A 24,138-nucleotide genomic window follows, 5' to 3' on the forward strand; every position below is an offset into this window, starting at 1 on the left:
AAGGTTTCGTTCGCTTCGTCGACGCTGTCGCCGACCGTGGTGGTGCGGATCAGCAGGTCAGTATCGCCTGCGGCCAACGTGATGGCGCCGCCGTAGGTCGTCCAGCTACTGCCGCCATCACTGCTGTACTGGAAGCTGCCGGATGCGTAGTCCGCCGGACTCAGCGCGGTGCCGTCGGCCAGAGTCAGCTGCAGCGTGCTGCCGGTGGCGGCACCGGTGACGTGCAGTTCGAAGGTGGCCGGATCGCCTTCCGGCACGGTGATGTCGCCGCTTTCCGCCTCCGGATTGCCAAAACGAATGGTCGGCACGTCGTCGTCGACGATGGTCGCGGCGGCGCTGTCGCTGTAACTGGCACCGCCACTGCTCAAGGTGGCACTCAGGGTGAAGTTCTCGTTGGCCTCATCCACGCTGTCGTCCACGGTGCTGGTGCGCACCAGCAACTGGCTGGCCCCCGCGCTGATCGCGATGGCGCCGGTGTAGTCATTCCAGCTGACCCCGCCGTCGGTACTGTACTGGAAAGCGGTGGCGGCGTAGTCGGCCGGCGAGACGGCCGAGCCATTGCCGAAAACCAGCACCAGGCTGCTGCCGGCGGCGGCTCCGGTGATGCTGACGCCGAACACGGCATCCAGACCCTCTTCAACGGTGACATCACCGGTCGCAATGCCCGGCTGGCCCACCTGAATGCTCGGGGTTGCCGGGATGAGCACCGCGTCACCAAGCGAGGCCTGTTGCAGTGGCGGGTTGCCGCTGTCGAGCCCGTTGTCCAGCGACAGCGGGCTGATGCCCTCGGCCACGCGGCCGATGCGGGTGAAGGAGTTGCCGCCATCCTCGCCGCCACCTGCCGCCAGGCCGGCTGCGGTGGCTTCCAGCTCTTGCAACGGATCCTGGCCGCGTTCCAGTGCCGCCAGGGCCTGCTCGGCTTCCGGACTGAGCGTGGCGATGGCCGCATCGGTGGCATCACCGGAGGCGGTGTTGAACACGTCATCGGTGATGGTGAGGTCGCGGGCTTCGGCGATACGCACGATATTGCCGCTGGCCGACTGCAGCTCGATCACGCCGTCGGCGGGGATGATCAGGCGGTCGCCGGTGGCCACGATGTCGCCCAGTTTCAGGATGCGCTCGCTGCCGTCCGGCGCGATGGCGATGATCTTGCCGATGATGGCGACGACCTTGCCCTGGGCAATGTTGGTAGCGGTAGCCATGATAAAACCCCCACACTCGTTGTTGATTCTCTAGTTGTAGAGGTGAGCGTGGGGGCCAGCTATGGTACTGAAGGGAGTTGTACTAAAGGGCAGTCCGCGTCAGCTGGACAGTTTCAGCAGCAGCTGCACCCGGTCCGGCACCCCCAGCTTGCCGAAAATGGCGGTGAGGTGGGCCTTGACTGTGCGTTCGGAAATGTCCATATCGCGGGCGATCTGCTTGTTGCTCTTGCCCTCGCGCAGATGGCCGACCACTTCGCGTTCGCGCTCGGTCAGCTGTTCCAGCAGCGGGCTGTCGGTGCGGGCGACCTGTCCGAAACGGGCGCACAATTGCTGCATCAGGCCGACACCGACCCAGATGCCGTCCGCCGCCACCACCGCGCCGGCCTGCCGCAGCGTTTCCGGCTGCGAGAAGGCATGGAGGAAACCCGCCGCCCCCGCCCCCAGCCACTGCACCGCCTGGCGATCGGATGGCGTACTGCTCAGCACGATCACGCGCGCACGGCCGAAATCGCCGCGGCACAGCCGCCCCAGCAGCGCTTCATCCTGATTGTCGGCATCCACCCACACCACCCCCTGGGCGCAGCGCTGCGGCTGCTCGGCCAGTGCCGACAAGGAGTCGTACACTTCCAGCTCGCGGTCCAGGGCGGCCTGCAAGTGTTGCTGCAACGAGGGACTGCTGGTGATGAGTAGTGTCGGCATGTCAGCGTTCGCTCAGGGCTTGTGCTTTGGCACGTAATACCGGTTTCAGAAGGTAGTTCAGCACGCTCTTGTGCCCGGTGATGATGTCGACTTCCGCCACCATGCCGGGGATGATCGGCAGTTTCTTCTCGCTCAGGTGCGCGGCATCGGTCTTGACCTTGACCACGTAGTAGGTGTTGCCCTTGTCGTCGGTGATGGAGTCGGCGCCAATCTGATGCAGCTTGCCCTTGAGGCCGCCATAGATGGTGGAGTCATAGGCGGTAAAGCGGACAAACACCGGCTGCCCCGGATGCAGGAAGGCGATATCGCGCGGCGAGACCTTGGCCTCGATCAGCAGCGAATCGTCCAGCGGCACGATCTCGAGGATGTCGCGGCCCGGCTGCACCACGCCACCGACGGTGTTGACCAGCAGGCGCTTGACCTCGCCGCGCACCGGCGAGCGGATCTCGGTGAGGTCGACCTTGTCCTGCAGTGCGGCACTGCCGGCGCCGAGCGTGCTCAGCTTGGCCAGTGTTTCCGACAGCTCGGTACTGGCCTGGTTGCGGAACGCCAGTTCCACCTCCTGGATCTTGCGGTTGGCCTCGCTGATCGCGGACTGGATCTTCGGCACCTGCGCATTGGACATGTCGCGTTCGCCGCGATAGCGCGATACATCACGCTCCAGCCGCAACACGTCGACCTCGGACACCGCGCCGGATTTCAGCAGCGGCCGCGTCACCGTCAGCTCGCGCATGGTCAGTTCCAGCCCCTGGTTGGCCTGTTCGCGCCGCGCGCGCGCCTCGTTCAGCTCTTCGGTCCGCTGCGCCAGCTGCTGGCGGGCGATGGAGACGTTGGCGTCCAGCTCCATGCGCTTGGACTGGTAGAGATCCATTTCCTGACGCGCGATTTCCGGCGCCTGGCTGGTCACTTCCGGCGGCAGCGAGAACGGCTTGCCTTCGGCCAGCGCCCGTAGCCGCGAGGCCTTGGCCTGCAGCGACAGTACCTGCGACTGGTTTTCGTTGAGCGAGGACACGAAACGGGTGTTGTCGACCTGCAGCAACAGTTGGCCGCGTTCGACGATATCGCCCTCTTTCACCAGGATCTTCGACACCACGCCGCCATCCAGGCTCTGCAGATGCTGGATCTGGCTGGTCGGCACCACCTTGCCCTCGCCGCGCGCCACCTCGTCGAGCGTGGCGAACGCCGACCACAGCAGCGCCGACACCAGGAACAGGCCGATCACCCAGATGAACATGCGCGGCCGTTGCGGATTCTGTTCCAGAATCGCCCACTCGGCGTCGGCGGCAAAATCCTGGCGGTCCTGCAGGTCTTCCGCCGTGGTCCAGTCCAGCACGCGGCGCACCAGCGGGCTGCGCTTGGCCTGCGAGGTTTGCCACAGTTTGTTAAGCAGTTTTTTCATACTTGTGCCCTTCCGATCTTGCCTTGTTGCAGGGCCTGGACCACCTCTGCTTTCGGACCATCCGCCAGGATGCGGCCCTGGTCGATCACGATGATGCGATCCGCCAGATCCAGCAGTGCGGTGTGGTGCGTCACCAGCACCATGGTCTTGCCCGGCATGATCTTCTCGAAGGTGCGCTTCATCGCCGCCTCGGTACTGTGGTCCATATTGCTGGTCGGTTCGTCCAGCAGCATGATCGGCGGGGCGTTCAGCAGCGCGCGGGCGATGGTGATCGCCTTGCGCTGGCCGCCGGACAGCGATTCGCCGCGCTCGCCGATCACCATGTCGAAACCTTCCGGATGGCTGTTGACGAACTCGCTCAGCCCGGCCAGATCCGCCGCGGCGGCGATACTGGCGTCGTGCACGTGCGGCTGGCCCATGCTGATGTTCTGGCGCAGCGTGCCGTAGAACAGTACCGGCTCCTGCGACACGTAGCCGACGTTGCGGCGCAACTCGGCCGGATCGATCTGGCGCAGGTCGACCCCGTCAATGCGGGTCGAGCCCTGCTGCGGCTGGTACAGGCCCATGATCAGCTTCTGGATGGTGGACTTGCCGGAGCCGACACGACCGAGGATGGCCACCTTCTCACCGGCACGGATGCGGAACGACACATTGTGCAGCGCGCCGAGCGGGCTGTTGGGATAGGTGAACGACACGTTGGAGAACTCGATGTCGCCGTTGAAGTGAGTGCGGTGGAAGAAGGTGGCTTCCTCTTCGCGCTCCACCGGCATTTTCATCAGCCCTTCCAGCGAATCCAGCGACGACTTGGCGTTGTTGAACTGCGTCATCAGGCCGGCTACCGCGCCCATCGGCGCAATGGCGCGACCGGCCAGCATGGTGCAGGCGATCAGGCCGCCGACCGACGACAGCCCCTCCTTGATCAGGTAGACGCCGATGATGATGATCGACACCGACATCAACTGCTGGATGAAGCCGGCGAAGTTCATGGTCACCGCCGACAGGAACTTGAGGCGGCTGCCGACCTGCGCCAGGAACAGCGTCGCCTTCTCCCAGCGCCCCTGCAGCACGCCTTCGGCGCCGAGGGTCTTGATGGTTTCCAGGCCGACCAGGCTTTCCACCAGGTGGGCATTGCGCTGCGACGAGGCGCGGAAGGTGGTCTCGGTCAGCTCCTGCATCTGGCCCTGCACCGTGAACGCCAGCAGCAACATCAGCAGGATTGCCACCAGCGGCGGCAACACCATCCACGGCGAGATCCAGAAGATCACGAACACGAACAGCAGCGCGAACGGCACGTCCACCAGCGTGGTCACCGTGGCGGAGGCAATGAAGTCGCGCACCGTCTCGAAGGCACGAAGGTTGGCCGCAAAGGCACCGACCGAGGCCGGTCGCGCCTCCATGCGTATGCCGAGCACCCGTTCCATGATCAGCGCCGACAGCATCACGTCCACCCGCTTGCTGGCCAGGTCGATCAGGTAGCCGCGGGTCAGCTTGAGGATGAAGTCGAACACCAGGATCAGCAGTACGCCCAGCCCCAGCACCCACAGCGTGTCGAACGCCATATTGGGGACCACGCGGTCGTACACGTTCATCGAGAACAGCGGAAACACCAGTGCGAACACGTTGACGAAGAAGGCGGCGATCAGCGCGTCGCGGTACAGCGGACGCCCCTGCAGGATGGCGTGCCAGAACCAGTGCTGGGTGCGCGCCTTGTTCAGCTCCGGCACCCGCTTGTCGAAGCGGAAGCGCGGCTTGACCACGATGGCCAGCCCGCTGTAGCGCGCGGCCAGCTCGCTGCCGCTCAGCACCTGCACCGCTTCCGGCAGCTCGGCCGGGCTGATGTAGTAGTTGCCGTCGGCATCGATCTCGCGCAGCAGGCAGGCGTCATTGCCGTTGAGCAGCAGCACCGCCGGCAACAGCGCCGCCGGCAGCTCGTTCAGCGGCTTGCGCAGCACCCGCGACACCAGGCCGGCGCGCCGCGCCGCGCGCGAGAACATCGCCGGGGTCAGCCGCTGTTCTTCCAGCGGAATGCCGGCAATCAGCGAGTCGCGGGTGGTGGTGATGCCGTGCTGCCGTGTCAGTTCGAACAGGCAGTCCAGCAAGGGATCCAGATGGGTGGCACGTTGCGAAATATCCGCCTGTGCGCCTTTGTGTTCCTGATTATTCATATGCGGTCTTTGTCAAGGCATCGCCTTTGGGTCTTCGTGGGCAACGAAAGCTGCGGCCGGCATTGGCAACCGGCATCATTATTAGCACGGCATGGCCAACTTGCAAATATCTTTTGATTGATTATAAACAAATGATTTCAATTGAGCGCCGTACGCGGCGCCAATAACAAAAGCCAGCTTACAGGAAGCTGGCTTTTTGCTGCACAAAACCCGGATCAGGGCTGCTGTAAACGGATCGCCCTGACAAAAAGCACGACACTGGCGAAATAGCACACCGTCAGCAGTACCTCGACCAGCGCCAGGGTTTGCGACAGCCCGCTGTCCGACCAGGCGCGCATCACGCCTTCGGCAAAGAAGGCGAGGATGAACATGCTCGACCACTGGTAGGTGTAGACCCGCTGGCGCAGCACCCCCATCAGCGGCAACAGCAGCAGCACCGCCTTCAGCACCAGGAAGGAGCCGCCGGGACGCAACGGTGCCAGCACCAGCTCCCACGCCAGGCTGAGCATGATCAGCGCGATCAGGCTGCAAACCGCGCCCCAGTGGAACAGACGGGCATTAGTCATGGCTCACCTCCGTCTGGCGACCGGTCAGTACCGCCATCAGGATGCCGGCTTCGTACAGCAGCCACAGCGGCACCGCCATCATGATCTGCGACAGCACGTCCGGCGGCGTCACCACCGCGGCGATGACGAAGGCGCCGACAATGACGTAGGGACGGCCTTCGCGCAGCTGCGCCAGGCTGACCACACCCATGCGATGCAGCACGATCACCACGATCGGCACCTCGAAGGTGACGCCGAAGGCGACAAACATGCCGAGCACGAAGGACAGGTATTTGTCGATATCGGTCATCATCGACACCCCTTCCGGCGTCACCGCGCTCATGAAGCCGAACACCACCGGGAATACCGCAAAGTAGGCAAAGGCCATGCCGACAAAGAACAGCAGCACGCTGGAGATCACCAGCGGCAGCACCAGCCGCTTCTCGTGGTTGTACAGCCCGGGCGCGACAAAGGCCCAGATCTGGTACATGGTATTGGGCAGCGACAGCAGGAAGGCGACCAGCATGGTGACCTTGACCGGCACGAAGAACGGCGCGGTCACGTCGGTGGCAATCATGTTGGTACCGGCCGGCAGCACGTCCAGCATCGGTTTGGCCAGCAGGTGGTAGATGTCGCCGGACCAGTGGAACAGCGCCAGGAAGCACACCACGATGCCTAGTGTAATGCGCACCACACGGCTGCGCAGCTCGATCAGGTGCGCGAGCAAAGGTTGTTGATCGCTCATTCGCGCACTTTGACCACAGGGTTGTCCGGCGGGGCCGCAGACGGCGCCGCCTCGAAAAGATCCAGCTGATTATCGTCCGGCACCGCGGCCGGCGGCGCGGCGGTCACGGCGGGGCTGTCGTCGGCAGGCTCGGCCGGCGGGGCGATCTGCCGTGCCGCCTCGTCCAGCAGCTGGCCGGCCTCCTGCTCCACCGCCTGCGCCGTCTGCCCGATCTGCTGCGACAACTCGCGCACGCCGGCGACTTCGCTCTCGATCTGGCTGCGGAAGGCGTCGGCCGCCTGCTGCACGTCCTGCTTCAGGTCGTCAAAACCGGCCATCTGACTGTGCTGGTGGATGTCGGATTTGACGCTGGCGACAAAGCGCTGCGCGCGGCCGACCAGCGCACCGATGGTACGGGCGACGGTCGGCAACCGTTCCGGCCCCAGGACGATCAGGGCCACCACGCCGACAATCAGGAGTTCGCCGAAGCTGATATCAAACACGCTGCTTACTTCTTGTTGTCGGGATCGACATCAATCACGCGGCCGCCCTGTTCCGGCTTGTCGCCTTCCTCGCCCTTCATGCCTTCCTTGAAGCCCTTGACGGCGCCGCCCAGGTCCTGGCCGATATTGCGCAATTTCTTGGTACCGAATACCAGTACCACCACCAACAAAACGATCAGCCAGTGCCAGATGCTAAAAGAACCCATGACCACTACCTCAATGTTGAACGGACGCGCTGCGTCGCATGGTTATTTGTTGCCGTAGACGTGTACGTGCAGGTGGAACACTTCCTGGCCGCCACCGCGCCCGGTGTTGATCGCGGTCTTGAAGCCGCCCGCCAGCCCCTGTTCTGCGGCCAGCTTCGGCACCAGCAGCATCAGCTTGCCCAGCATCGCCGCATCGTCGGCGCTGCAGTGCGCCAGCGATTCGACGTGCCGTTTCGGCACCAGCAGGAAGTGCACATCACCGGCCGGCTTGATGTCGTGGAAGGCCACCACGTCGTCGTCTTCGTATACCTTGTTGGCCGGGATGTCGCCGGCCGCAATCTTACAGAAAATACAATCGCTCATGTCTACTCTCTCCGCCTCAGGACTGCGGGTTGCGTGCGGCTTTTTCGTCGAGGCCGGAGATGCCCTCGCGGCGCTTCAGCTCCACCAGCACGTCTTCCGGGCGCAGGCCGTGATGCGCCAGCAGCACCATGGTGTGGAACCACAGGTCGGCCACTTCGCGCACCAGATGCAGGCGGTCCTTGTCCTTGGACGCCATCAGCACCTCGGCCGCCTCTTCCGCCACTTTCTTCAGGATCGCATCCTCGCCCTTGTGGAACAGCGAAGCCACGTAGGACGAGCTGGGGCTGGATTCCTTGCGGGCTTCCAGCGTGTCACCAATGTGCTGTAATACGTCAGCGGCAATCATGTGCATCCTTTCAAACCGTCAGCGCGGCCAGTATATGTCGATTCTGTGACAATTCGATAACAAGGCGTAGCAGGGGCAACCCTTGCCCTGCGGCTCAGTGCTGATGCGCACCGTAGATGGCGTGCGGATCCTTGAGCACCGCGTCGGTGACCTGCCACTCGCCGTCGCGCAGCACGCGGAAGAAGCAGCTTTCGCGACCGGTGTGGCAGGCGATGCCGCCGGCCTGTTCGATCTGCATGGTGATCACGTCGCCATCGCAGTCGAGGCGCAGTTCCTTCACCGTTTGCAGGTGGCCGGATTCCTCGCCCTTTTTCCACAGTTTCTGGCGCGAGCGCGTCCAGTAGTGGGCGATGCCGGTTTCTGCAGTCAGTTGCAGCGACTCACGGTTCATGTAGGCGACCATCAGCACGCGGCCCGTGTTGGCATCCTGGGCGATGGCGACCACCAGCCCCTTGTCGTCCCACTTCACTTCATCCAGCCAGTTCGGAGCAGTCATTGCGGCCAACCTTTACAAACGTACTTCGATGCCGGCGGCGCGCATCGCTTCTTTCGCCTGGCGCACGGTGTACTCGCCGAAATGGAAGATGCTGGCGGCCAGCACCGCGTCGGCCTTGCCCAGCGTCACGCCTTCCACCAGATGCTGCAGGTTGCCGACGCCGCCGGAGGCGATCACCGGCACCGGTACCGCGTCCGACACCGCCCGCGTCAGCGGCAGGTTGAAGCCGATCTTGGTGCCGTCGCGGTCCATGCTGGTCAGCAGGATCTCGCCGGCGCCGTATTCCGCCATCTTGACCGCCCACTCCACCGCGTCCAGCCCGGTGGCCTTGCGCCCGCCGTGGGTGAAGATCTCCCAGCGGTCGTTGGCCGGCGACACCGCCTTGGCGTCGACCGCCACCACGATGCACTGGCTGCCGAACTTGTCGGCGGCCTCGCGCACCAGGTCGGGATTGGTGATCGCCGCGGTGTTGATGCTGACCTTGTCGGCGCCGGCATTGAGCAGGCGGCGGATATCGGCCACCTGGCGCACGCCGCCACCCACCGTCAGCGGGATGAACACCTGTTCCGCCACCGACTCGATCACGTGCAGGATCAGGTCGCGGTCGTCGGAACTGGCGGTAATGTCGAGGAAGGTCAGCTCGTCGGCGCCCTGCTCGTTATAGCGCTTGGCGATTTCGACCGGGTCGCCGGCGTCGCGCAGGCCGACAAAATTGATGCCCTTGACCACGCGACCGGCAGTCACGTCCAGGCAGGGGATAATGCGTTTGGCTAGAGACATGGTGTTCTGTACTGAAGGTTGGCCGCAAGCGCTTGCGGCCAACCTTGGAGGTGATTGCAAACTGCCTCAGGCTTCGGACAGTTCGTCGGCCAGATCCTGCGCGGCGGCAAAATCGATGCTGCCTTCGTAGATGGCGCGGCCGGTAATGGCGCCTTCGATGCCTTCGCTCTCCACCGCGCACAGATTGCGCACGTCGTCGAGATTGGTCAGGCCGCCGGAGGCGATCACCGGAACGGTCAGTGCCTGCGCCAGCTTGACCGTGGCGTCGATGTTGACGCCGTTCATCATGCCGTCGCGGCCGATATCGGTGTAGATCACCGAGTTCACACCGTAGTCTTCGAAGCGTTTGGCGAGATCGATCACGTTGTGGGTGGTGACCTTGGCCCAGCCGTCGATGGCGACCATGCCGTCCTTGGCGTCGAGACCGACGATCACCTGGCCGGGGAAGGCGTCACAGGCGTCGTGCAGGAAGCCCGGATTCTTCACCGCGGCGGTGCCGATGATCACGTATTTCAGGCCCAGGTCGAAGTACTTCTCGATGGTATCCAGGTCGCGAATGCCGCCGCCGAGCTGTACCGGCATGTCGTCGCCGACCGCGCCGAGAATGTCGCGGATCACCGACAGGTTCTTCGGCTTGCCGGCAAAGGCGCCGTTCAGATCCACCAGGTGCAGGCGGCGGGCGCCCTGGTCACGCCAGTGCAGCGCGACCTTGACCGGGTCGTCGGAAAAAACGGTGGCGTCGTCCATCACGCCCTGTTTCAGGCGTACGCATTGACCATCCTTGAGGTCGATAGCAGGTATCAGCAGCATGGTGCGAACAGAATCTTCGGTAAGTTAAACAGTGCCATCCCAGGCCAGGAAGTTCTTCATCATCTGAAGTCCGGCGCGATGGCTCTTTTCGGTGTGAAATTGGGTGGCAAAGATATTGCCACGTCCGACGATACAGGAAAACCGGTCGGGGTACTCGCTTTGTGCCAGCGTCAGCTGCGGGTCCTGCGGTGCGAAGTGGTAACTGTGCACAAAATAGAAACGCTCGCCGTCTTCGATGCCGGCAAACAGCGGGTGTGCCACGGTCTGGAACACGCGGTTCCAGCCCATGTGCGGCACTTTCAGGCGCTCGCCGTGCGCATCGCGCAGGTTGGCCGCAAAGCGTTTGACCTCGCCCTTGAAGATGCCGAGGCCGGGAGTGTTGCCCTCCTCGCTGCGCTCGAACAGCAGCTGGGCGCCGACGCAGATGCCGAAGAACGGCTTGGTCTGCGTGGTTTCGCGCACCGCCTCGGCCAGGCCGTGCGCGTTCAGTTCGCGCATGCAGTCCGGCATCGCGCCCTGGCCGGGAAACACCACCTTGTCCGCCGTCACCACCCGCTCCGGATCGGAGGTCAGGAAGATGTCGGCGCCGATGTCGTTGACGCTCTGCACGGACTTCAGCACCGAGTGCAGATTGCCCATGCCGTAATCGATGACGGCTACCTTCATGCGGTCAGGGTCCCCTTGGTCGATGGCGTGATGCCGGCCATGCGCTCGTCGAACTCCACCGCCATGCGCAGCGCGCGGCCGAAGGCCTTGAACACCGTCTCCGCCTGGTGGTGGCTGTTGACGCCGCGCAGGTTGTCGATGTGCAGCGTCACCATGCTGTGGTTGACGAAGCCGTGGAAGAATTCGCTGAACAGGTCGACATCGAAACCGCCGATGGCGGCGCGGGTAAACGGGATGTGGTACTGCAGGCCCGGGCGGCCGGACAGGTCGATCACCACGCGGCTCAGCGCCTCGTCCAGCGGCACGTAGGCGTGGCCGTAGCGGCGGATGCCCTTCTTGTCGCCGATGGCCTTGGCAAAGGCCTGGCCCAGCGTGATGCCGATGTCTTCGACGGTGTGGTGGGCGTCGATGTGCAGGTCGCCGCGGGCGGTGATGTCGAGGTCGATCAGGCCGTGGCGGGCGATCTGGTCCATCATGTGATCGAGAAACGGCACGCCGGTATCAAAGCGGCCGACGCCGCGGCCGTCGAGATTGACGGTGGCGGTGATCTGGGTTTCCAGGGTATTGCGGGTAACGGTAGCGGTGCGCATGGTGGCTCAGGCAAAGTAGGTGGTGATCGCGGCCAGAACCGCGGTGTTTTCGTCCGGGCTGCCGACGGTCAGGCGCAGGCAGTTGGCCAGCAGCGGATGGTAGCCGTGCAGGTTTTTCACCAGGATGCGCGCCTCTTTCAGCGCGGCAAACAGCGCCGGCGCATCCGGCACGCGCACGGTGAGGAAGTTGGCCTCCGACGGGAACACCTTCAGCTGCGGCAGCGCGCCCAGGGCGGCGGCCAACCTTTCGCGTTCGCGGCGCAGTTCCGCCGCCTGCGCGTCGAATACCTCGATATGGCGCAGCGCAAACTTGGCGGCGGCCTGGGTCAGCACGTTGATGTTGTACGGCGGACGCACCTTGTCCAGCTGCGCCATCACCTGCGGGTGACCGGCGGCATAGCCCAGACGCAAGCCGGCGAGGCCGAGCTTGGACAGCGTGCGCATCACGATCAGGCGCTCGTGGCTGCCGGCCAGATCCATGAAACTGTCGTCGGCAAACGCCTGGTAGGCCTCGTCGACCACCACCAGTCCCGGGGCGGCATCGAGAATCGCCTGCACCTCGGCGCGGGCAAAGCGCGGTCCGGTCGGGTTGTTGGGGTAGGACACGAACACCACCGCCGGCTGCTGGCTGGCGATGGCGGCCAGCGTGGCCGGCAGGTCGAGACTGAAATCGGCGGCCAGCGGCACCCCGACGTAGCGCACGCGCGAGAACTGCGCGTTCAGCTTGTACATCACGAACGACGGCTCCAGCGCCATCACCACGATATCGGGGGCGGCCAGTGCCTGGGTGATCAGGGTGATGATTTCGTCGGAGCCGTTGCCGAGGATGACATCGGCGGCGGCGGGGATGGCAAAGGCAGCCTTGAGCTGCTCCTTCAGGCCATCGCCGTGCGGATCGGGGTAACGGTTGAGGGCGACATCGGCCAGGGTCTGTCCCAGTTCGCTGCGCAGCGGCTCTGGCAGGCGGTACGGGTTCTCCATGGCGTCCAGCTTGATAAAGCCGGCGGCATCGGCAACGTGGTAGGCCTGCATGGCCAGCACATCGGGGCGGAACAGCTTCTGTATAGACATTTTATTCGACATTTCGTTACCGGCGCCGCCGGATGGAACTGCCGGCAAAGCCCGACACAATCAATTCACAAGACTTTCATCCTACCTGTTTTGACAGGGGTCGCCTAGCTCCGCGGCGGCTTTTCTGCGGCAGCGCAGCAGCGTGGCGCCGCCGCGCCATGACATGAAAATGGCCAGCAGTGCTGGCCATGACAAGACGGGGTCGGGTCGCCGCGCGCTCAGTCGGCGGCCGGGTCCAGTCGCAGCTCCGCGGCGCGGGCGTGGGCGGTCAGCCCCTCCCCGTGCGCCAGGATGCTGGCGATCTTGCCCAGCTTCTGCGCGCCGGCGTGCGACACGCGGATCAGGCTGCTGCGCTTCTGGAAGTCGTACACCCCCAGCGGGCTGGCAAAACGCGCGGTGCGGCTGGTCGGCAGCACGTGGTTGGGCCCGGCGCAGTAGTCGCCCAGACTTTCCGAGGTGAAGCGGCCCATGAAGATGGCACCGGCGTGGCGCAGCTTGTCCAGCCACGCTTCCGGCTGGGCCACCGACAGCTCCAGATGCTCCGGCGCGATGTAGTTGGAGATGGCGCAGGCTTCGTCCAGGTCGCGCACCTGGATCAGCGCGCCGCGGTTGCCGAGGCTGGCCTCGATGATGGCGCGGCGCGGCATGGATGGCAGCAGCTTCGCTATGCTGGCCTCGACGCGGGCGATGAAGTCCGCCGACGGAGACAGCAGGATGGCCTGTGCGATCTCGTCGTGCTCGGCCTGGCTGAACAGGTCCATCGCGATCCAGTCCGGATCGGTGTCGCCGTCACAGATCACCAGGATCTCGGACGGGCCGGCCACCATGTCGATGCCGACCACGCCGAACACGCGGCGCTTGGCGGCGGCGACGTAGGCATTACCGGGGCCAGTGATCTTGTCCACCTGCGGCACGCTTTCGGTGCCGTAGGCCAGCGCGGCGACAGCCTGCGCGCCGCCACAGGTGAATACCTTGTCGACACCGGCGATGTAGGCAGCAGCCAGCACCAGGTCGTTCTGTTCGCCGTCCGGCGTCGGCACCACCATGATGATCTCGCCGACACCGGCGACCTTGGCCGGCAGCGCGTTCATCAGCACCGAGCTGGGATAGGCGGCCTTGCCGCCGGGCACGTAGATGCCGACGCGGTCCAGCGGTGTCACCTGCTGGCCCAGCAGGGTGCCGTCCTCATCCTCGTAGCTCCACGAGTGCGCCAGCTGCTTTTCGTGGTAGCGGCGCACGCGCTCGGCGGCGGCTTCCAGCGCCTCGCGCACGTGCGCCGGCAGGCGGCCGTGCGCGGCCTGCAGCTGCTCGCGGCTCAGCGTCAGCGCCGCCATGTCGGCCACGCTCATGCGGTCGAAACGGTTGGTGTATTCCACTACCGCCGCGTCGCCGCGTGCCTTGACGTCGTCACAGATGGCGGCGACGGCGGCGTCGACCGCCGGATCCTGGGCGGTTTCAAAGGCCAGCAGCGCCTTGAGGCGGGCGTCGAAATCGGCTTGGGAGGAAGACAGGCGTTGCATGGTTACGGCTCCATAGGCTTGCGGCCAACCTCAAGGTTGGCCGCAACGGGCATAGGCTTACTGCGACACCGCGCCGGCAAAGGCGTCCAGCACCGGCTGGATGGTGTCGTACTTGAGTTTGAGCGCGGCCTGGTTCACCACCAGTCGCGAGCTGATGTCGATAATGTGTTCCACCGCCAGCAGGTTGTTGGCTTTCAGCGTGCTGCCGGTGGACACCAGATCGACGATGGCGTCAGCGAGGCCGACCAGCGGCGCTAGTTCCATCGAGCCGTACAGCTTGATGATGTCGACGTGCACGCCCTTGGCGGCGAAATGCTCGCGCGCGATCTGCGGGTACTTGGTGGCAATCTTCAGGCGCGCGCCGTGCTTGACCGCGGCGTCGTAGTCGAAGCCGTTTTCCACCGCCACCATCATCTTGCACTTGGCGATGTTGAGGTCCAGCGGCTGGTACAGCCCGGCACCACCGTGCTCGATCAGCACGTCGCGGCCGGCGATACCGAGATCGGCGGCGCCGTACTGCACGTAGGTCGGCACGTCGGACGCGCGCACGATCACCAGCTGCACGTCGGGACGGTTGGTGCCGATGATCAGCTTGCGCGACGATTCCGGGGCTTCGGCAGGTTCGATGCCGGCAGCGGCCAGCAGCGGCAGGGTTTCTTCAAAAATGCGGCCCTTCGAGAGGGCAATGGTCAGGGTCATGATATTGATGCGTTGCAATAATGGGGATCAGCGTACCAGAGCCCGGCGCTCTCGCTCAAGGTTGGCCACATAACGTTGCACCATGGTTTCGCGCGGGGTGTTCATATTGGCGAAGCAGCATCCGGCACGGATGCTTTCCTGGCCGTTTTTATGCTGAACCGGAATCAGGTGGCGGATTTCCAGCTGCACCTGCAGCACGCCGAACGGCTTCAGCTCGATCGACACCTGATAGTGGTCGCCGATATGGAACTTGGCCGCCTGTGCCGTGGACAGCACCAGCGCGGCGCCGCCAAGGCTGATGTCGGCCAGCGGCAGCGCCAGCTCGCCAGCGGGGTGGTCCAGGAACTGGCACAGCACCGGGTTGGCGATCGGGGTGGGAATGCGGAAAAACTCGCGGCGCTGCAGCTTGATCACCTGCTCCGGCAGCGCTACCTCGAAGGCGTCGCCGCCCTGGAAACTGATGCGGCGCGGCTGGCCGGTGGTGAACTGGGTTTTGACCCCGGCCGGCGAACAGACGTAGATGTTGCGCTCGCTCTCCAGGAACAGCTTGTTGGCGTGCTCGTTGGCACCCCAGTCCAGCACCATGGTGCGGGCAACGTTGTCCAGCGCCAGGATGCGGGTCAGGATGAAGGATTTTCCCTTGTTGGAAAATACCGTCACCATCTGCCCCTGCTGCACGATGCCGCGCAGGTGATGCACCACTTCAGCCGCACTGGTCAGCGTGTATTTGCTCAGGTCTATGCTGGGCTGGGTGCTGCCACTGGCGGCACCGGGCGTGAGGTCATCGGTCACGGTTACGACGTCCGGAATGCGGTAGTAAAGAATACAACGGTCACTACGGAGTTTAACCCAATAAGGCCTTTACATCATGGGCGATATCGCTGGCCGGCGTGGCGTAGGGCAAATACACCCGCAACTTGCCCTCCCGATCGAACAGATAACTGCCGGCGCTGTGATCCACGCTGTAGCCACCGCCCGCCGCCGGCTGGCGCTGGGCGACGACTTTGAAGTGGCCGGCCACGGCGGCAACTTCTGCCTCGCTGCCGGTCAGGCCGAGAAAACGCTGGTCGAAATGCGGGATGTAGCCGGCCAGCACCGGCGGCGTGTCGCGCTGCGGGTCGACGCTGACGAACAGCACCTGCAGCCGGTCGCCATCGGCACCCAACTGCTTGGCCGCCTGGGCGAACTCCAGCATGGTGGTCGGGCACACGTCCGGGCAGTGGGTATAGCCGAAGAACAGCGCCACCACCTTGCCCTTGAACTCGTCCAGCGAGTGGCGTTTGCCGTCGTGACCGGTAAGGGTAAACGGCTGGCCAAAGCTGGCGCCGCTGATGTCGGTACCCTTGAACGCCGGCGGTGGCGGCGCACCATCGCAGGCAGCCAATCCGGTCATCAAGGCAACAAGCAGCAGCAAACGTACAAGCAGGGGCATGAGGTCATCCACTCAGGGGCAGGAAAAAGACGCGGTCTAGCAGCAGCGCGGCGAACAGCCAGGTCAGGAACTGGATCGACCAGCGGAAGCAGCGCCGCGCGGAGTCGTCAGCATAATGACGGTGCAGGCGGGCGGCAAGCTGCACAAAGCGCGCGTTGAGCAGCAGGATCGCCAGCAGGTACACCGCCCCCGCCGCCTGCAGCGCCAGCGGCAGCAGGGTCACCGCCGCCAGCAGCACGGTGTAGAGCAGGATGGACAGCGTGGTGAACGCTTGGCCGTGGGTCAGCGGCAGCATCGGCAGGCCGGCGCGGGCGTAGTCGTCGCGGCGGTACAGCGCCAGCGCCCAGAAGTGCGGCGGCGTCCAGGTGTAGATGATCAGGAACAGCACCATCGCCATCGCGCTGACCTCGCCGGTCATCGCCGCCCAGCCGAGGATGGGCGGCATCGCGCCGCTGGCACCGCCGATCACGATGTTCTGCGGCGTATTCGGCTTCAGCAGCAGGGTGTAGACGATGGCGTAGCCGGCAAAGGTGGCCAGGGTCAGCCACGCGGTCAGCGCGTTGACCAGCGCGATCAGCAGTGCCATGCCCAGCCCCAGCGCGGTCAGCGCCACCAGCAGCGTCTCGGCCACCCCCAGCTCGCCACTGGCGGTTGCGCGGCGCGCGGTACGACGCATGCGCGCGTCGATGGTGCGCTCCACCAAGCAGTTGATCATCGCCGCGGCACCGGCCACCAGCGCGATGCCGAGCGTGGCGGCCAGCATGCGGCCGGGGTCGGGCCAGCCCGGCACTGCCAGCACCATGCCGATCACGGCGCAGAACACGATCAGCGCCACCACTTTCGGTTTCGCCAGCTGCCACAGGGCACCGGCATGACGACGCAGGGAGGGGGCGGTCAAGGCATTCATCGTGTTCTCCTCGGGGCGGGATCCAGCGACAGCAACAGCAGCGTGGCGACGATCAGCAGCAGCATGGCCCCGGCGTTGTGCGCCACTGCCAGCGCCAGTGGCAGCTGCAACAGCACATTGCCGACTCCGAGCGCCAGCTGCAGCAGCCAGCTGCCCAGCAGCAGGCACAACAACGGCCGCAACGGCGGCTGACGCCACAAGCGCAGCACCAGCCATAGCAACAGCAGCGATACCAGCGCGGCGCCCAGCCGGTGTACCCAGTGTATGGTCAGCAGATGACTGCTCAGCAATGGCGTGCCGTCCGGGCCTTCGCCCAGCTCGCGCAGCAGATGAAAGGCACCGTGCCACTGCCCCGCCGGCCACCACTCGCCGTTGCAGGCCGGAAAGCCCTGGCAGGCCAGCGCCGCGTAATTGCTCGACACCCAGCCGCCGAGCGCGATCTGCAGCAGCAACAGCAAGGGCAGCAACAGCGCCAGCGCGAAGCTGGCCGCCCCCACCGCATGGCGCTGCGGCAGGCGCCGCTGCCACCAGCAGCAGGCGGCCAGCAGCGCCGCCAGTGTCATACCGCCCAGCAGGTGGGCGCTGACGATGGCCGGTTTCAGCAACAGGGTCACCGTCCACATGCCCAGCGCGCCCTGCACGCACACCAGCAACAGCAACAGCGCCGCCCAGCCGCGCAGCCGACGCTGACGCCAGGCCAGCACGTTCAGCAACAGCAGCAGCAGCCCGAGACTGGCGGCCAGATAGCGATGGCTCATTTCCTTCCACGCCTTGGCCATGCTCACCGGGCCGTCGGGGTTGGCCGCATGCTGTTCCTGGATCAGCGGCGCCGCGTGCAGCGGCGACAGCCGGCCATAGCAGCCCGGCCAGTCCGGACAACCAAGACCGGCATCCGACAGCCGCACATACGCGCCCAGCGGCACCACGATGCACACCAGCAACAAGGCCAGCAACAGCACGCGTCTCATCCTGCCCCCTTCCCTGCCCGCGCCAGCACGGACAGCCATTGCCGCGGCCACTCAGCCGAGGCTGTTATTGTTTTTCAGTACACTGCGGATTTCCTTGATCACCGCCGCCGGCGCGGCGCCATCCGGATAGAACAGCACACCGTTGCCGTGCGGGTCCACCAGATAGAAACCGTCCTGCCGCAGCGTGGCATCGGCCTGCTGGCGCCGCACCAGCCGCGTGGCGGCTTCGCCCTGCGCGGTGTGGATCTGGCGCATCGCAAAGCGGCGCTGCTCGCAGGCCGGGTTGCAGTTTGCGGCGGCGTCGAGCAGTACCCAGCGCCCTTGCGGCCAACCTTGCTGCCGCGCCTGCGGCAGCGGTGTCGCCAGCAGCTGGCCGTAGCTCTTGCCGCCGGCCGGCGGCAGCCAGCGGTACGACAACCACGACGCCAGCACCGGCAGCGCGCACAGCAGCGCAATCAGCAGCAACTTAATCCGTCCGCGATCCCGAGCGCTCATTCCGTCCCCTCCTCTGCACGATCCATGCTCCTGTAATCAGGCATAGCCCAAGCAGCAGCCATTGCAAGGCATAGGCATAGTGGCGCTGCGGATCGAACGGCGGCCGCACCGGCCACGGTTGCAGCGGCGGCAGGGTCACATCCAGCACCAGCAGGCCGTCATGCAGCCGCTCCGGCAGGCGCCGTGCCAGAGCCGTCCAGTCCAGCGCATCGACCTCGCCGCGATCCGCCACCCGCGCGCCGGACAGCAGGTAGGGCTGCGGTCGCGGCAGCCAGTAGCCCTGCAGCCGCAACGGCGGCAGCGGGATGCGCACATAGGCCGCCGGCCCGCGCAACCAGCCGCGATCGACCACCACCCAGCTGCCGTCGGGCAGCTGCACCGGCTGCCAGATGCGGATACCGCTGGCGCCGCCGAGCAGCGCATTGGCCACCCGGATCTCCGGCTCGCTACCGCGTACCCGCAGCCAGGCACGCTGCCCGGCCGGCGCCGCGCTGGCGGCCAGTGCGGCCAGCGGCTGCGGTGCCTGCCGCAGGTTGAATTCATGGCGCGCCAGCTGCGCCTGCCGTTGCTGGCCGCGCTGCCACTGCCACAACGCCAGCAGGAAAGGCAGCAGCGCCAGCAACCACAACAGCCACGCCAGCCGCAGCCGGCCACGCTGGCGGCGAAAGCCGGCACGGCTGCTAGACTGGATTACACCCACCGGAGGACATGTCATGAAGATTGCCGCCATCACCCTGCTGTTGCTGATCATGCTGACCCTGGCCTTTGCCCTGCGCAGCGTCAGCCGCGGCGACGCACCGCGCCAGACCGTCAAGGCGCTGACCCTGCGCGTGGCGCTGTCGCTGGGGCTGTTCCTGCTGCTGATGGTCGGCGGCATGCTTGGCTGGTGGCTGCCGCACGGGCGCTGAGAATCTGTTCACGATCTGCTGCGCGTCGGCGATACGGCGTTGAAAACGCCTTCGGAATGCTCATTTACCACTTGTAAACTCCGCTTCCTCAGCCGTTTTCGCCTTGTCTCGCTCTAGCTCGCGAGATCGTAAACACGTTCAGATGCTTCCCGCCACTACAGCCAGTACACGAACACGAACAGGATCAGCCACACCACGTCGACAAAGTGCCAGTACCACGCCGCGGCCTCGAACGCGAAGTGGTGCTCGGCATTGAAATGCCCGCGCAGCACCCGCAGCCACACCACCGCCAGCATGATGGCGCCGAGCAGCACGTGCAGGCCGTGAAAGCCGGTCAGCATGAAGAAAGTCATGCCGTAGGCGCCGGAAGCCAGCGACAACCCCAGCTCGTTCATCGCGTGCGCGTACTCGTAAATCTGCAGCCCGAGAAACAGCGCGCCCAGCACCACCGTCAGCCCGAGGCCGAACACCAGCCGCCGCCGCAGGCCGGACAGCAGCCCCCAGTGCGCCCAGGTCAGCGTGGCGCCGGACGACAGCAGGATCAGGGTATTGATCGCCGGCAGCCCCCACGGCCCCATCGCCTGGTAGGTGGCGCTGATGCCGGGGCCGGTGGCCAGCGGCCAGCTGGCGGCAAAGCCGGGGTACAGCAGCTGGTGCTGCTCGTTGCCCAGCTCCGGCACCGAGATGGTCCGCACGTAGAACAGCGCGCCGAAGAAGGCGGCGAAGAACATCACCTCGGAAAAGATGAACCAGCTCATGCCCCAGCGGAACGAGGCATCCTCGCGTCGCTGGTAGCGGCCGGACAGGCTTTCGCGGATCACGTCGCCAAACCAGCCGAACAGCATCCACAGCAGGATCAGCACCCCCAGCAGCAGGCCGAACTTGCCGGCGGCGATGCCGTTGACGGTGAAGGAGGCGCCCAGCCCCAGCGCAAACAGCGCCACCGCGCCGATGATCGGCCAGCGTGACGGATCGGGCACGAAATAGTGGTGCGACGTGTCGTTATGCATGATTCCTCCGTCCGCTCAGGGCGCCGTCAGCCAGCTGACCAGCAACAGCAGGCCGCCGACAAACAGCGCCACCAGAATGATCGCCGCCGCGATGAGGTCGGCAAAGTGCAACTGGCGGTCAACGTTGGCCGCACGGCCGCGCCGCACGCCGAAGAAGGCGGCCAGCACCGCGGCCAGGGCGCGCAGCGGCCTCATGACCGCCCCGGCACATCGAACACGGTGTAGGCCAGCGTGATGCTGTCGAGGCCGGCCGGCACGTTCTTGTCGACCACGAACACCACCGGAAAGCGCCGGGTCTCGCCCGGGGCAAACGCCTGCTGCGCAAAGCAGAAGCAGTCCAGCTTCTTCACGTACTCCGCCGCCGCCGCCGGCAGGTAGCGCGGAATCGCCTGGCCGATTACCTGGCGGTTGCTGGCATTGGTGATCTCGTAATCGACGCGCACGAACTCGCCCGGCACCGCGCGCAGCGTGCGCATCAGCGGCCGTACCTGCCACGGCAGCCCCGGCTGCACCGTGGCATCGAAGGTCAGCAACACCGGTGCCAACGGCGTTGCGGCCAACCTTTGGCTGCCGACCTCATCCGGTCGCTGCAGGCTGCCCAGCCCGGTCAGCCGGCACAGGGCGTCGTAGACCGGGATCAGCCCCCAGGCGAACACGAACATCACGCAGGCCAGCAGCAGCAGCTTCAGCAGCAGCAGGCGGTTGTCGTGCAGGGTGGCGGGCGGCTTGTCCATGTCAGTGGTGCTTTCCGCCGTGCATGGCATCGATGCGGCCGTTTTCGCCGACTTCCAGATCCGGTGCCTCGACAAAGCTGTGATACGGCGCCGGGGTGGCAATCTGCCACTCCAGGGTGTCGGCGCCCTCCCACGGCTTGGCCGCGGCCGGCCGGCCGTGGCGCAGGCTGTGCAGCATGTTGGCGAAGAAGATCAGCTGCCCCAGCCCGAAACAGAAGGCGCCGACGCTGGCCATGGTGTTGAAATCGGTGAACTGCATGTTGTAGTCGGGAATGCGGCGCGGCATGCCGGCGAGGCCGAGGAAGTGCATCGGGAAAAACGTCACGTTGAACCACAGCAGCGACCACCAGAAGTGGAACTTGCCCCAGAACTCCGAGTACATGCGCCCGGTCATCTTCGGGAACCAGTAGTACACCGCGGCGAACAGGCTGAACAGCGCGCCGGCCACCAGCACGTAGTGGAAGTGCGCCACCACGTAGTAGGTGTCCTGCAGCTGGATGTCGATGGCGGCGATGCTCAGCGTCACTCCGGACAGGCCGCCGACGGTAAACAGGCAGATGAAGCCGATGGCAAACAGCATCGGCGTCTCGAAGCTCATGCTGCCCTGCCACATGGTGCCGATCCAGTTGAACACCTTCACCCCGGTCGGCACCGCGATCAGCATCGTCGCGTACATGAAGAACAGCTGCGCGGTGGCCGGCATGCCGGTGGTGAACATGTGGTGCGCCCACACCATGAAGCTGAGGATGGCGATGGAGCTGGTGGCGTACACCATCGAGGTGTAGCCGAACAGCGGCTTGCGGCTGAAGGTGGGGATGATGTGGCTGACGATACCGAAGGCCGGCAGCGCCATGATGTAGACCTCGGGGTGGCCGAAGAACCAGAAGATGTGCTGGTACAGCACCGGGTCGCCACCGCCGGCGGCATTGAAGAAGTGGGTGCCGAAATGGCGATCGGTCAGCACCATGGTCACCACCCCGGCCAGCACCGGCATCACCGCGATGATCAGGTAGGCGGTAATCAGGCTGGCCCAGGCGAACATCGGCATCTTCATCATCGTCATCCCCGGCGCGCGCAGGTTGAGGATGGTGACGATGATGTTGATCGAGCCCATGATCGAGCTGACACCCATGATGTGGATGGCGAAGATGGTCAGGTCCATGCCCATGCCCATCTGCGTCGACAGCGGCGCGTACAGCGTCCAGCCCGCCGCCGCCGCCCCGCCGGGCACCGCGAACGAGATCAGCAGCAGCAGCGCCGCCGGCGGCAGCAGCCAGAAGCTCCAGTTGTTCATCCGCGCAAACGCCATGTCCGGCGCGCCGATCATCAGCGGCAGCATCCAGTTGGCCAGCCCGGTGAACGCCGGCATGATGGCGCCGAACACCATGATCAGCCCGTGCAGGGTGGTGAACTGGTTGAACAGCTCCGGCTGCCAGAACTGCAACCCTGGGCGGAACAACTCGGCGCGGATGCACAGCGCCAGCACGCCGCCGAAGATGAACATGCTGAACGCGAACCACAGGTACAGCGAGCCAATGTCCTTGTGGTTGGTAGCGAACAGCCAGCGGGTGATGCCGCTTGGCTTGGCGTGGTGGCCGTGCGCGGTGTCGTGCGCCGGCTGCAATGCACTGTCGATCGCAGTCATGCCCTCTCCCCCTTACGCTTTGCCGCCGCGGGCAGCCTTGATGTCCTTCGGCTGCACCACGTCGCCGGTGTGATTGCCCCACGCGTTGCGCTCGTAGGTGATCACCGCCGCAATATCGGTATCCGACAGCTGCTTGCCCCAGGCCGCCATCGCGGCATTCTTCTTGCTGCCGTTAAGCACGATGTCGATGTGGCCGGGCTTGTCCTTGGTCGCCATCGCCGAGCCGTCCAGCGCCGGGAAGGCGCCGGGGATGCCCTTGCCGTTGGCCTGGTGGCAGGCGACGCAGTTCTGCGTGTACACCTTCTCGCCGCGCGCCATCAGCTCGGCCAGTGGCCAGACCTTATTCGGGTCTTCAAGGTTGGCCGCAGCCGCCTGCTTGCGTGCCGCCAGCCAGCGCGCGTAATCGGCCTGCGCCTTGGCCTCCACCACGATCGGCATGAAGCCGTGATCCTTGCCGCACAGCTCGGCGCACTGGCCGCGGTAGGTGCCGGGGCGATCGACCTTGAACCAGACATCGCGCACGAAGCCGGGGATCGCGTCCTGCTTCACCCCCAGTTGCGGCACCCACCAGGCGTGGATCACGTCGTTCGCGGTCAGCAGCAGCCGCACCTTGGTGCCGGTCGGCACCACCAGCGGCTGGTCGACCTCCAGCAGGTAGTGCTCGCCGCGAGCGGCCACCTGGTGAATGGCGCTTTGCGGCGTGGCCAGATGGCTCATGAAGGCGACGCCGTCGTCCAGGTAGTCGTAGTGCCATTTCCACTGGTAGCCGGTGACCTTGATGGTCAGCTCGGCGCCGGCGCTGCTCTTCTGCTGCAGGATCAGCCGCGTCGCCGGCCACGCCATCGCCACCAGGATCAGCAGCGGAATCAGCGTCCAGATGATCTCGACGGTGGTGTTTTCGTGGAAGTGTTTCGCCTGATGGCCGGCGGATTTGCGGTGGCGCAGGATGGCCCAGAACATCACGCCGAATACCAGCACGAAGATGCCGCCGGTGATGTACAGCAGCAGCATGTGCAGATCGTAGATATCCTGCGCGATGCCGGTAACCGGCGGCGGCAGGTTGACGTTGGCCGCCAGCACGGCAGGCGACCAGCCGGTGAGCAGTAACAGGACGCGACGACAGGCCATGGCGTCTTCCCCAAGTAAAGTCTCGTGTTGGCCGGAAACCCGGTCGCTGGCCGCGATCTGTGCCGCAGCGCTTTATCGAGAATAGGAAGATCAGCCGATAAAACAAGTATTTATCATGGTGCAGCGC

General features: G+C 65.2%; 30 protein-coding genes. 1 reads left to right on the plus strand and 29 read right to left on the minus strand.

Features of this window, described 5'->3' with window-relative positions:
• The 24 genes from NOM55_RS14885 to NOM55_RS15000 form a co-directional block, all read right to left on the minus strand.
• Positions 1–1,202, minus strand: a 1,202-nt coding sequence (locus tag NOM55_RS14885) for a retention module-containing protein (protein WP_255909340.1), incomplete at its 3' end; no start/stop codon positions are given.
• Positions 1,203–1,301: 99 nt separating this feature from the next.
• A complete protein-coding gene (locus NOM55_RS14890; protein ID WP_255909342.1) occupies positions 1,302–1,901 on the minus strand; it encodes a response regulator transcription factor in 600 nt (199 codons plus the stop codon).
• Position 1,902: 1 nt separating this feature from the next.
• Positions 1,903–3,300 (minus strand): HlyD family type I secretion periplasmic adaptor subunit, encoded by a 1,398-nt coding sequence (locus NOM55_RS14895; RefSeq protein ID WP_047968112.1) that lies wholly within the window; start codon positions 3,298–3,300, stop codon positions 1,903–1,905.
• Complete coding sequence (locus tag NOM55_RS14900; RefSeq protein WP_120812447.1) at positions 3,297–5,465, minus strand: type I secretion system permease/ATPase; 2,169 nt, start codon at positions 5,463–5,465, stop codon at positions 3,297–3,299. Before NOM55_RS14900 ends, NOM55_RS14895 begins: the two co-directional genes overlap by 4 nt.
• Before the next feature lie 215 nt (positions 5,466–5,680).
• Positions 5,681–6,031, minus strand: coding sequence for a DUF2069 domain-containing protein (locus NOM55_RS14905; RefSeq protein WP_047968110.1), 351 nt, complete (start codon positions 6,029–6,031; stop codon positions 5,681–5,683).
• Complete coding sequence (gene tatC, locus NOM55_RS14910; protein WP_255909344.1) at positions 6,024–6,755, minus strand: twin-arginine translocase subunit TatC; 732 nt, start codon at positions 6,753–6,755, stop codon at positions 6,024–6,026. Before tatC ends, NOM55_RS14905 begins: the two co-directional genes overlap by 8 nt.
• A complete protein-coding gene (gene tatB / locus NOM55_RS14915; RefSeq protein WP_255909346.1) occupies positions 6,752–7,237 on the minus strand; it encodes a Sec-independent protein translocase protein TatB in 486 nt (161 codons plus the stop codon). Before tatB ends, tatC begins: the two co-directional genes overlap by 4 nt.
• 5 nt (positions 7,238–7,242) lie before the next feature.
• The gene (tatA, locus tag NOM55_RS14920; RefSeq protein ID WP_047968107.1) at positions 7,243–7,443 is read right to left on the minus strand and encodes a Sec-independent protein translocase subunit TatA; all 201 of its coding nucleotides are present in this window, start codon (positions 7,441–7,443) and stop codon (positions 7,243–7,245) included.
• A 42-nt stretch (positions 7,444–7,485) separates the two neighbouring features.
• A complete protein-coding gene (locus NOM55_RS14925) occupies positions 7,486–7,806 on the minus strand; it encodes a histidine triad nucleotide-binding protein (RefSeq protein WP_255909348.1) in 321 nt (106 codons plus the stop codon).
• Positions 7,807–7,822: 16 nt separating this feature from the next.
• On the minus strand, positions 7,823–8,152 hold the full coding sequence (locus NOM55_RS14930) for a phosphoribosyl-ATP diphosphatase (RefSeq protein ID WP_047968117.1): 330 nt from the start codon (positions 8,150–8,152) through the stop codon (positions 7,823–7,825).
• Between the two features lie 94 nt (positions 8,153–8,246).
• On the minus strand, positions 8,247–8,648 hold the full coding sequence (gene hisI, locus NOM55_RS14935) for a phosphoribosyl-AMP cyclohydrolase (RefSeq protein WP_255909350.1): 402 nt from the start codon (positions 8,646–8,648) through the stop codon (positions 8,247–8,249).
• Positions 8,649–8,660: 12 nt separating this feature from the next.
• The gene (gene hisF, locus NOM55_RS14940) at positions 8,661–9,428 is read right to left on the minus strand and encodes an imidazole glycerol phosphate synthase subunit HisF (protein ID WP_047968104.1); all 768 of its coding nucleotides are present in this window, start codon (positions 9,426–9,428) and stop codon (positions 8,661–8,663) included.
• A gap of 66 nt (positions 9,429–9,494) precedes the next feature.
• Positions 9,495–10,238, minus strand: coding sequence for a 1-(5-phosphoribosyl)-5-[(5-phosphoribosylamino)methylideneamino]imidazole-4-carboxamide isomerase (hisA, locus tag NOM55_RS14945; RefSeq protein WP_120812437.1), 744 nt, complete (start codon positions 10,236–10,238; stop codon positions 9,495–9,497).
• Positions 10,239–10,262: 24 nt separating this feature from the next.
• Positions 10,263–10,904 (minus strand): imidazole glycerol phosphate synthase subunit HisH, encoded by a 642-nt coding sequence (gene hisH / locus NOM55_RS14950; protein ID WP_047968102.1) that lies wholly within the window; start codon positions 10,902–10,904, stop codon positions 10,263–10,265.
• Positions 10,901–11,494: an imidazoleglycerol-phosphate dehydratase HisB gene (gene hisB, locus NOM55_RS14955; RefSeq protein ID WP_255909357.1), complete on the minus strand. Its 594-nt coding sequence runs from the start codon at positions 11,492–11,494 to the stop codon at positions 10,901–10,903. The genes hisH and hisB overlap by 4 nt, the downstream gene beginning before the upstream one ends.
• Before the next feature lie 6 nt (positions 11,495–11,500).
• Positions 11,501–12,565: a histidinol-phosphate transaminase gene (hisC, locus tag NOM55_RS14960; protein WP_255909390.1), complete on the minus strand. Its 1,065-nt coding sequence runs from the start codon at positions 12,563–12,565 to the stop codon at positions 11,501–11,503.
• A 218-nt stretch (positions 12,566–12,783) separates the two neighbouring features.
• On the minus strand, positions 12,784–14,085 hold the full coding sequence (gene hisD, locus NOM55_RS14965; protein ID WP_255909391.1) for a histidinol dehydrogenase: 1,302 nt from the start codon (positions 14,083–14,085) through the stop codon (positions 12,784–12,786).
• A 57-nt stretch (positions 14,086–14,142) separates the two neighbouring features.
• Positions 14,143–14,784 (minus strand): ATP phosphoribosyltransferase, encoded by a 642-nt coding sequence (hisG, locus tag NOM55_RS14970; protein WP_047968098.1) that lies wholly within the window; start codon positions 14,782–14,784, stop codon positions 14,143–14,145.
• Between the two features lie 27 nt (positions 14,785–14,811).
• Positions 14,812–15,576 carry a flagellar brake protein gene (locus NOM55_RS14975; protein WP_255909392.1) on the minus strand — a complete coding sequence of 255 codons (765 nt, stop codon included), beginning with the start codon at positions 15,574–15,576 and terminating at the stop codon, positions 14,812–14,814.
• A 52-nt stretch (positions 15,577–15,628) separates the two neighbouring features.
• Entirely contained in the window at positions 15,629–16,216 is a 588-nt protein-coding gene (locus tag NOM55_RS14980; protein ID WP_255909393.1) for an SCO family protein, read from the minus strand.
• Between the two features lie 4 nt (positions 16,217–16,220).
• Positions 16,221–17,123: a heme o synthase gene (locus tag NOM55_RS14985; protein ID WP_255909395.1), complete on the minus strand. Its 903-nt coding sequence runs from the start codon at positions 17,121–17,123 to the stop codon at positions 16,221–16,223.
• Positions 17,120–18,091, minus strand: coding sequence for a heme A synthase (locus NOM55_RS14990; RefSeq protein WP_255909397.1), 972 nt, complete (start codon positions 18,089–18,091; stop codon positions 17,120–17,122). The genes NOM55_RS14985 and NOM55_RS14990 overlap by 4 nt, the downstream gene beginning before the upstream one ends.
• A 51-nt stretch (positions 18,092–18,142) precedes the next feature.
• The gene (locus NOM55_RS14995; protein ID WP_255909399.1) at positions 18,143–18,586 is read right to left on the minus strand and encodes a hypothetical protein; all 444 of its coding nucleotides are present in this window, start codon (positions 18,584–18,586) and stop codon (positions 18,143–18,145) included.
• A complete protein-coding gene (locus tag NOM55_RS15000) occupies positions 18,558–19,301 on the minus strand; it encodes an SURF1 family cytochrome oxidase biogenesis protein (protein ID WP_255909401.1) in 744 nt (247 codons plus the stop codon). Before NOM55_RS15000 ends, NOM55_RS14995 begins: the two co-directional genes overlap by 29 nt.
• Between NOM55_RS15000 and NOM55_RS15005 the strand changes: the two genes are divergently transcribed.
• The gene (locus tag NOM55_RS15005) at positions 19,300–19,494 is read left to right on the plus strand and encodes a DUF2909 family protein (RefSeq protein WP_255909403.1); all 195 of its coding nucleotides are present in this window, start codon (positions 19,300–19,302) and stop codon (positions 19,492–19,494) included. The two genes, NOM55_RS15000 and NOM55_RS15005, sit on opposite strands and share 2 nt — an antisense overlap.
• A gap of 155 nt (positions 19,495–19,649) precedes the next feature.
• On the opposite strand, the gene NOM55_RS15010 is transcribed toward NOM55_RS15005, so the two are convergent.
• The 5 genes from NOM55_RS15010 to coxB are packed head-to-tail and all read right to left on the minus strand — an operon-like array spanning position 19,650 to position 24,011.
• Positions 19,650–20,504: a cytochrome c oxidase subunit 3 gene (locus tag NOM55_RS15010; protein ID WP_255909405.1), complete on the minus strand. Its 855-nt coding sequence runs from the start codon at positions 20,502–20,504 to the stop codon at positions 19,650–19,652.
• A 15-nt stretch (positions 20,505–20,519) separates the two neighbouring features.
• On the minus strand, positions 20,520–20,699 hold the full coding sequence (locus tag NOM55_RS15015) for a DUF2970 domain-containing protein (RefSeq protein ID WP_255909408.1): 180 nt from the start codon (positions 20,697–20,699) through the stop codon (positions 20,520–20,522).
• On the minus strand, positions 20,696–21,238 hold the full coding sequence (locus tag NOM55_RS15020; protein WP_255909411.1) for a cytochrome c oxidase assembly protein: 543 nt from the start codon (positions 21,236–21,238) through the stop codon (positions 20,696–20,698). The genes NOM55_RS15015 and NOM55_RS15020 overlap by 4 nt, the downstream gene beginning before the upstream one ends.
• A 1-nt stretch (position 21,239) precedes the next feature.
• Positions 21,240–22,883, minus strand: coding sequence for a cytochrome c oxidase subunit I (gene ctaD / locus NOM55_RS15025; RefSeq protein ID WP_120812400.1), 1,644 nt, complete (start codon positions 22,881–22,883; stop codon positions 21,240–21,242).
• A 12-nt stretch (positions 22,884–22,895) separates the two neighbouring features.
• A complete protein-coding gene (gene coxB / locus NOM55_RS15030; RefSeq protein WP_255909413.1) occupies positions 22,896–24,011 on the minus strand; it encodes a cytochrome c oxidase subunit II in 1,116 nt (371 codons plus the stop codon).
• Between the last annotated feature and the right edge of the window lie 127 nt (positions 24,012–24,138).

The sequence above is a fragment of the Vogesella sp. AC12 genome, from assembly GCF_024437575.1.
Classification (GTDB): Bacteria; Pseudomonadota; Gammaproteobacteria; order Burkholderiales; family Chromobacteriaceae; genus Vogesella; species Vogesella indigofera.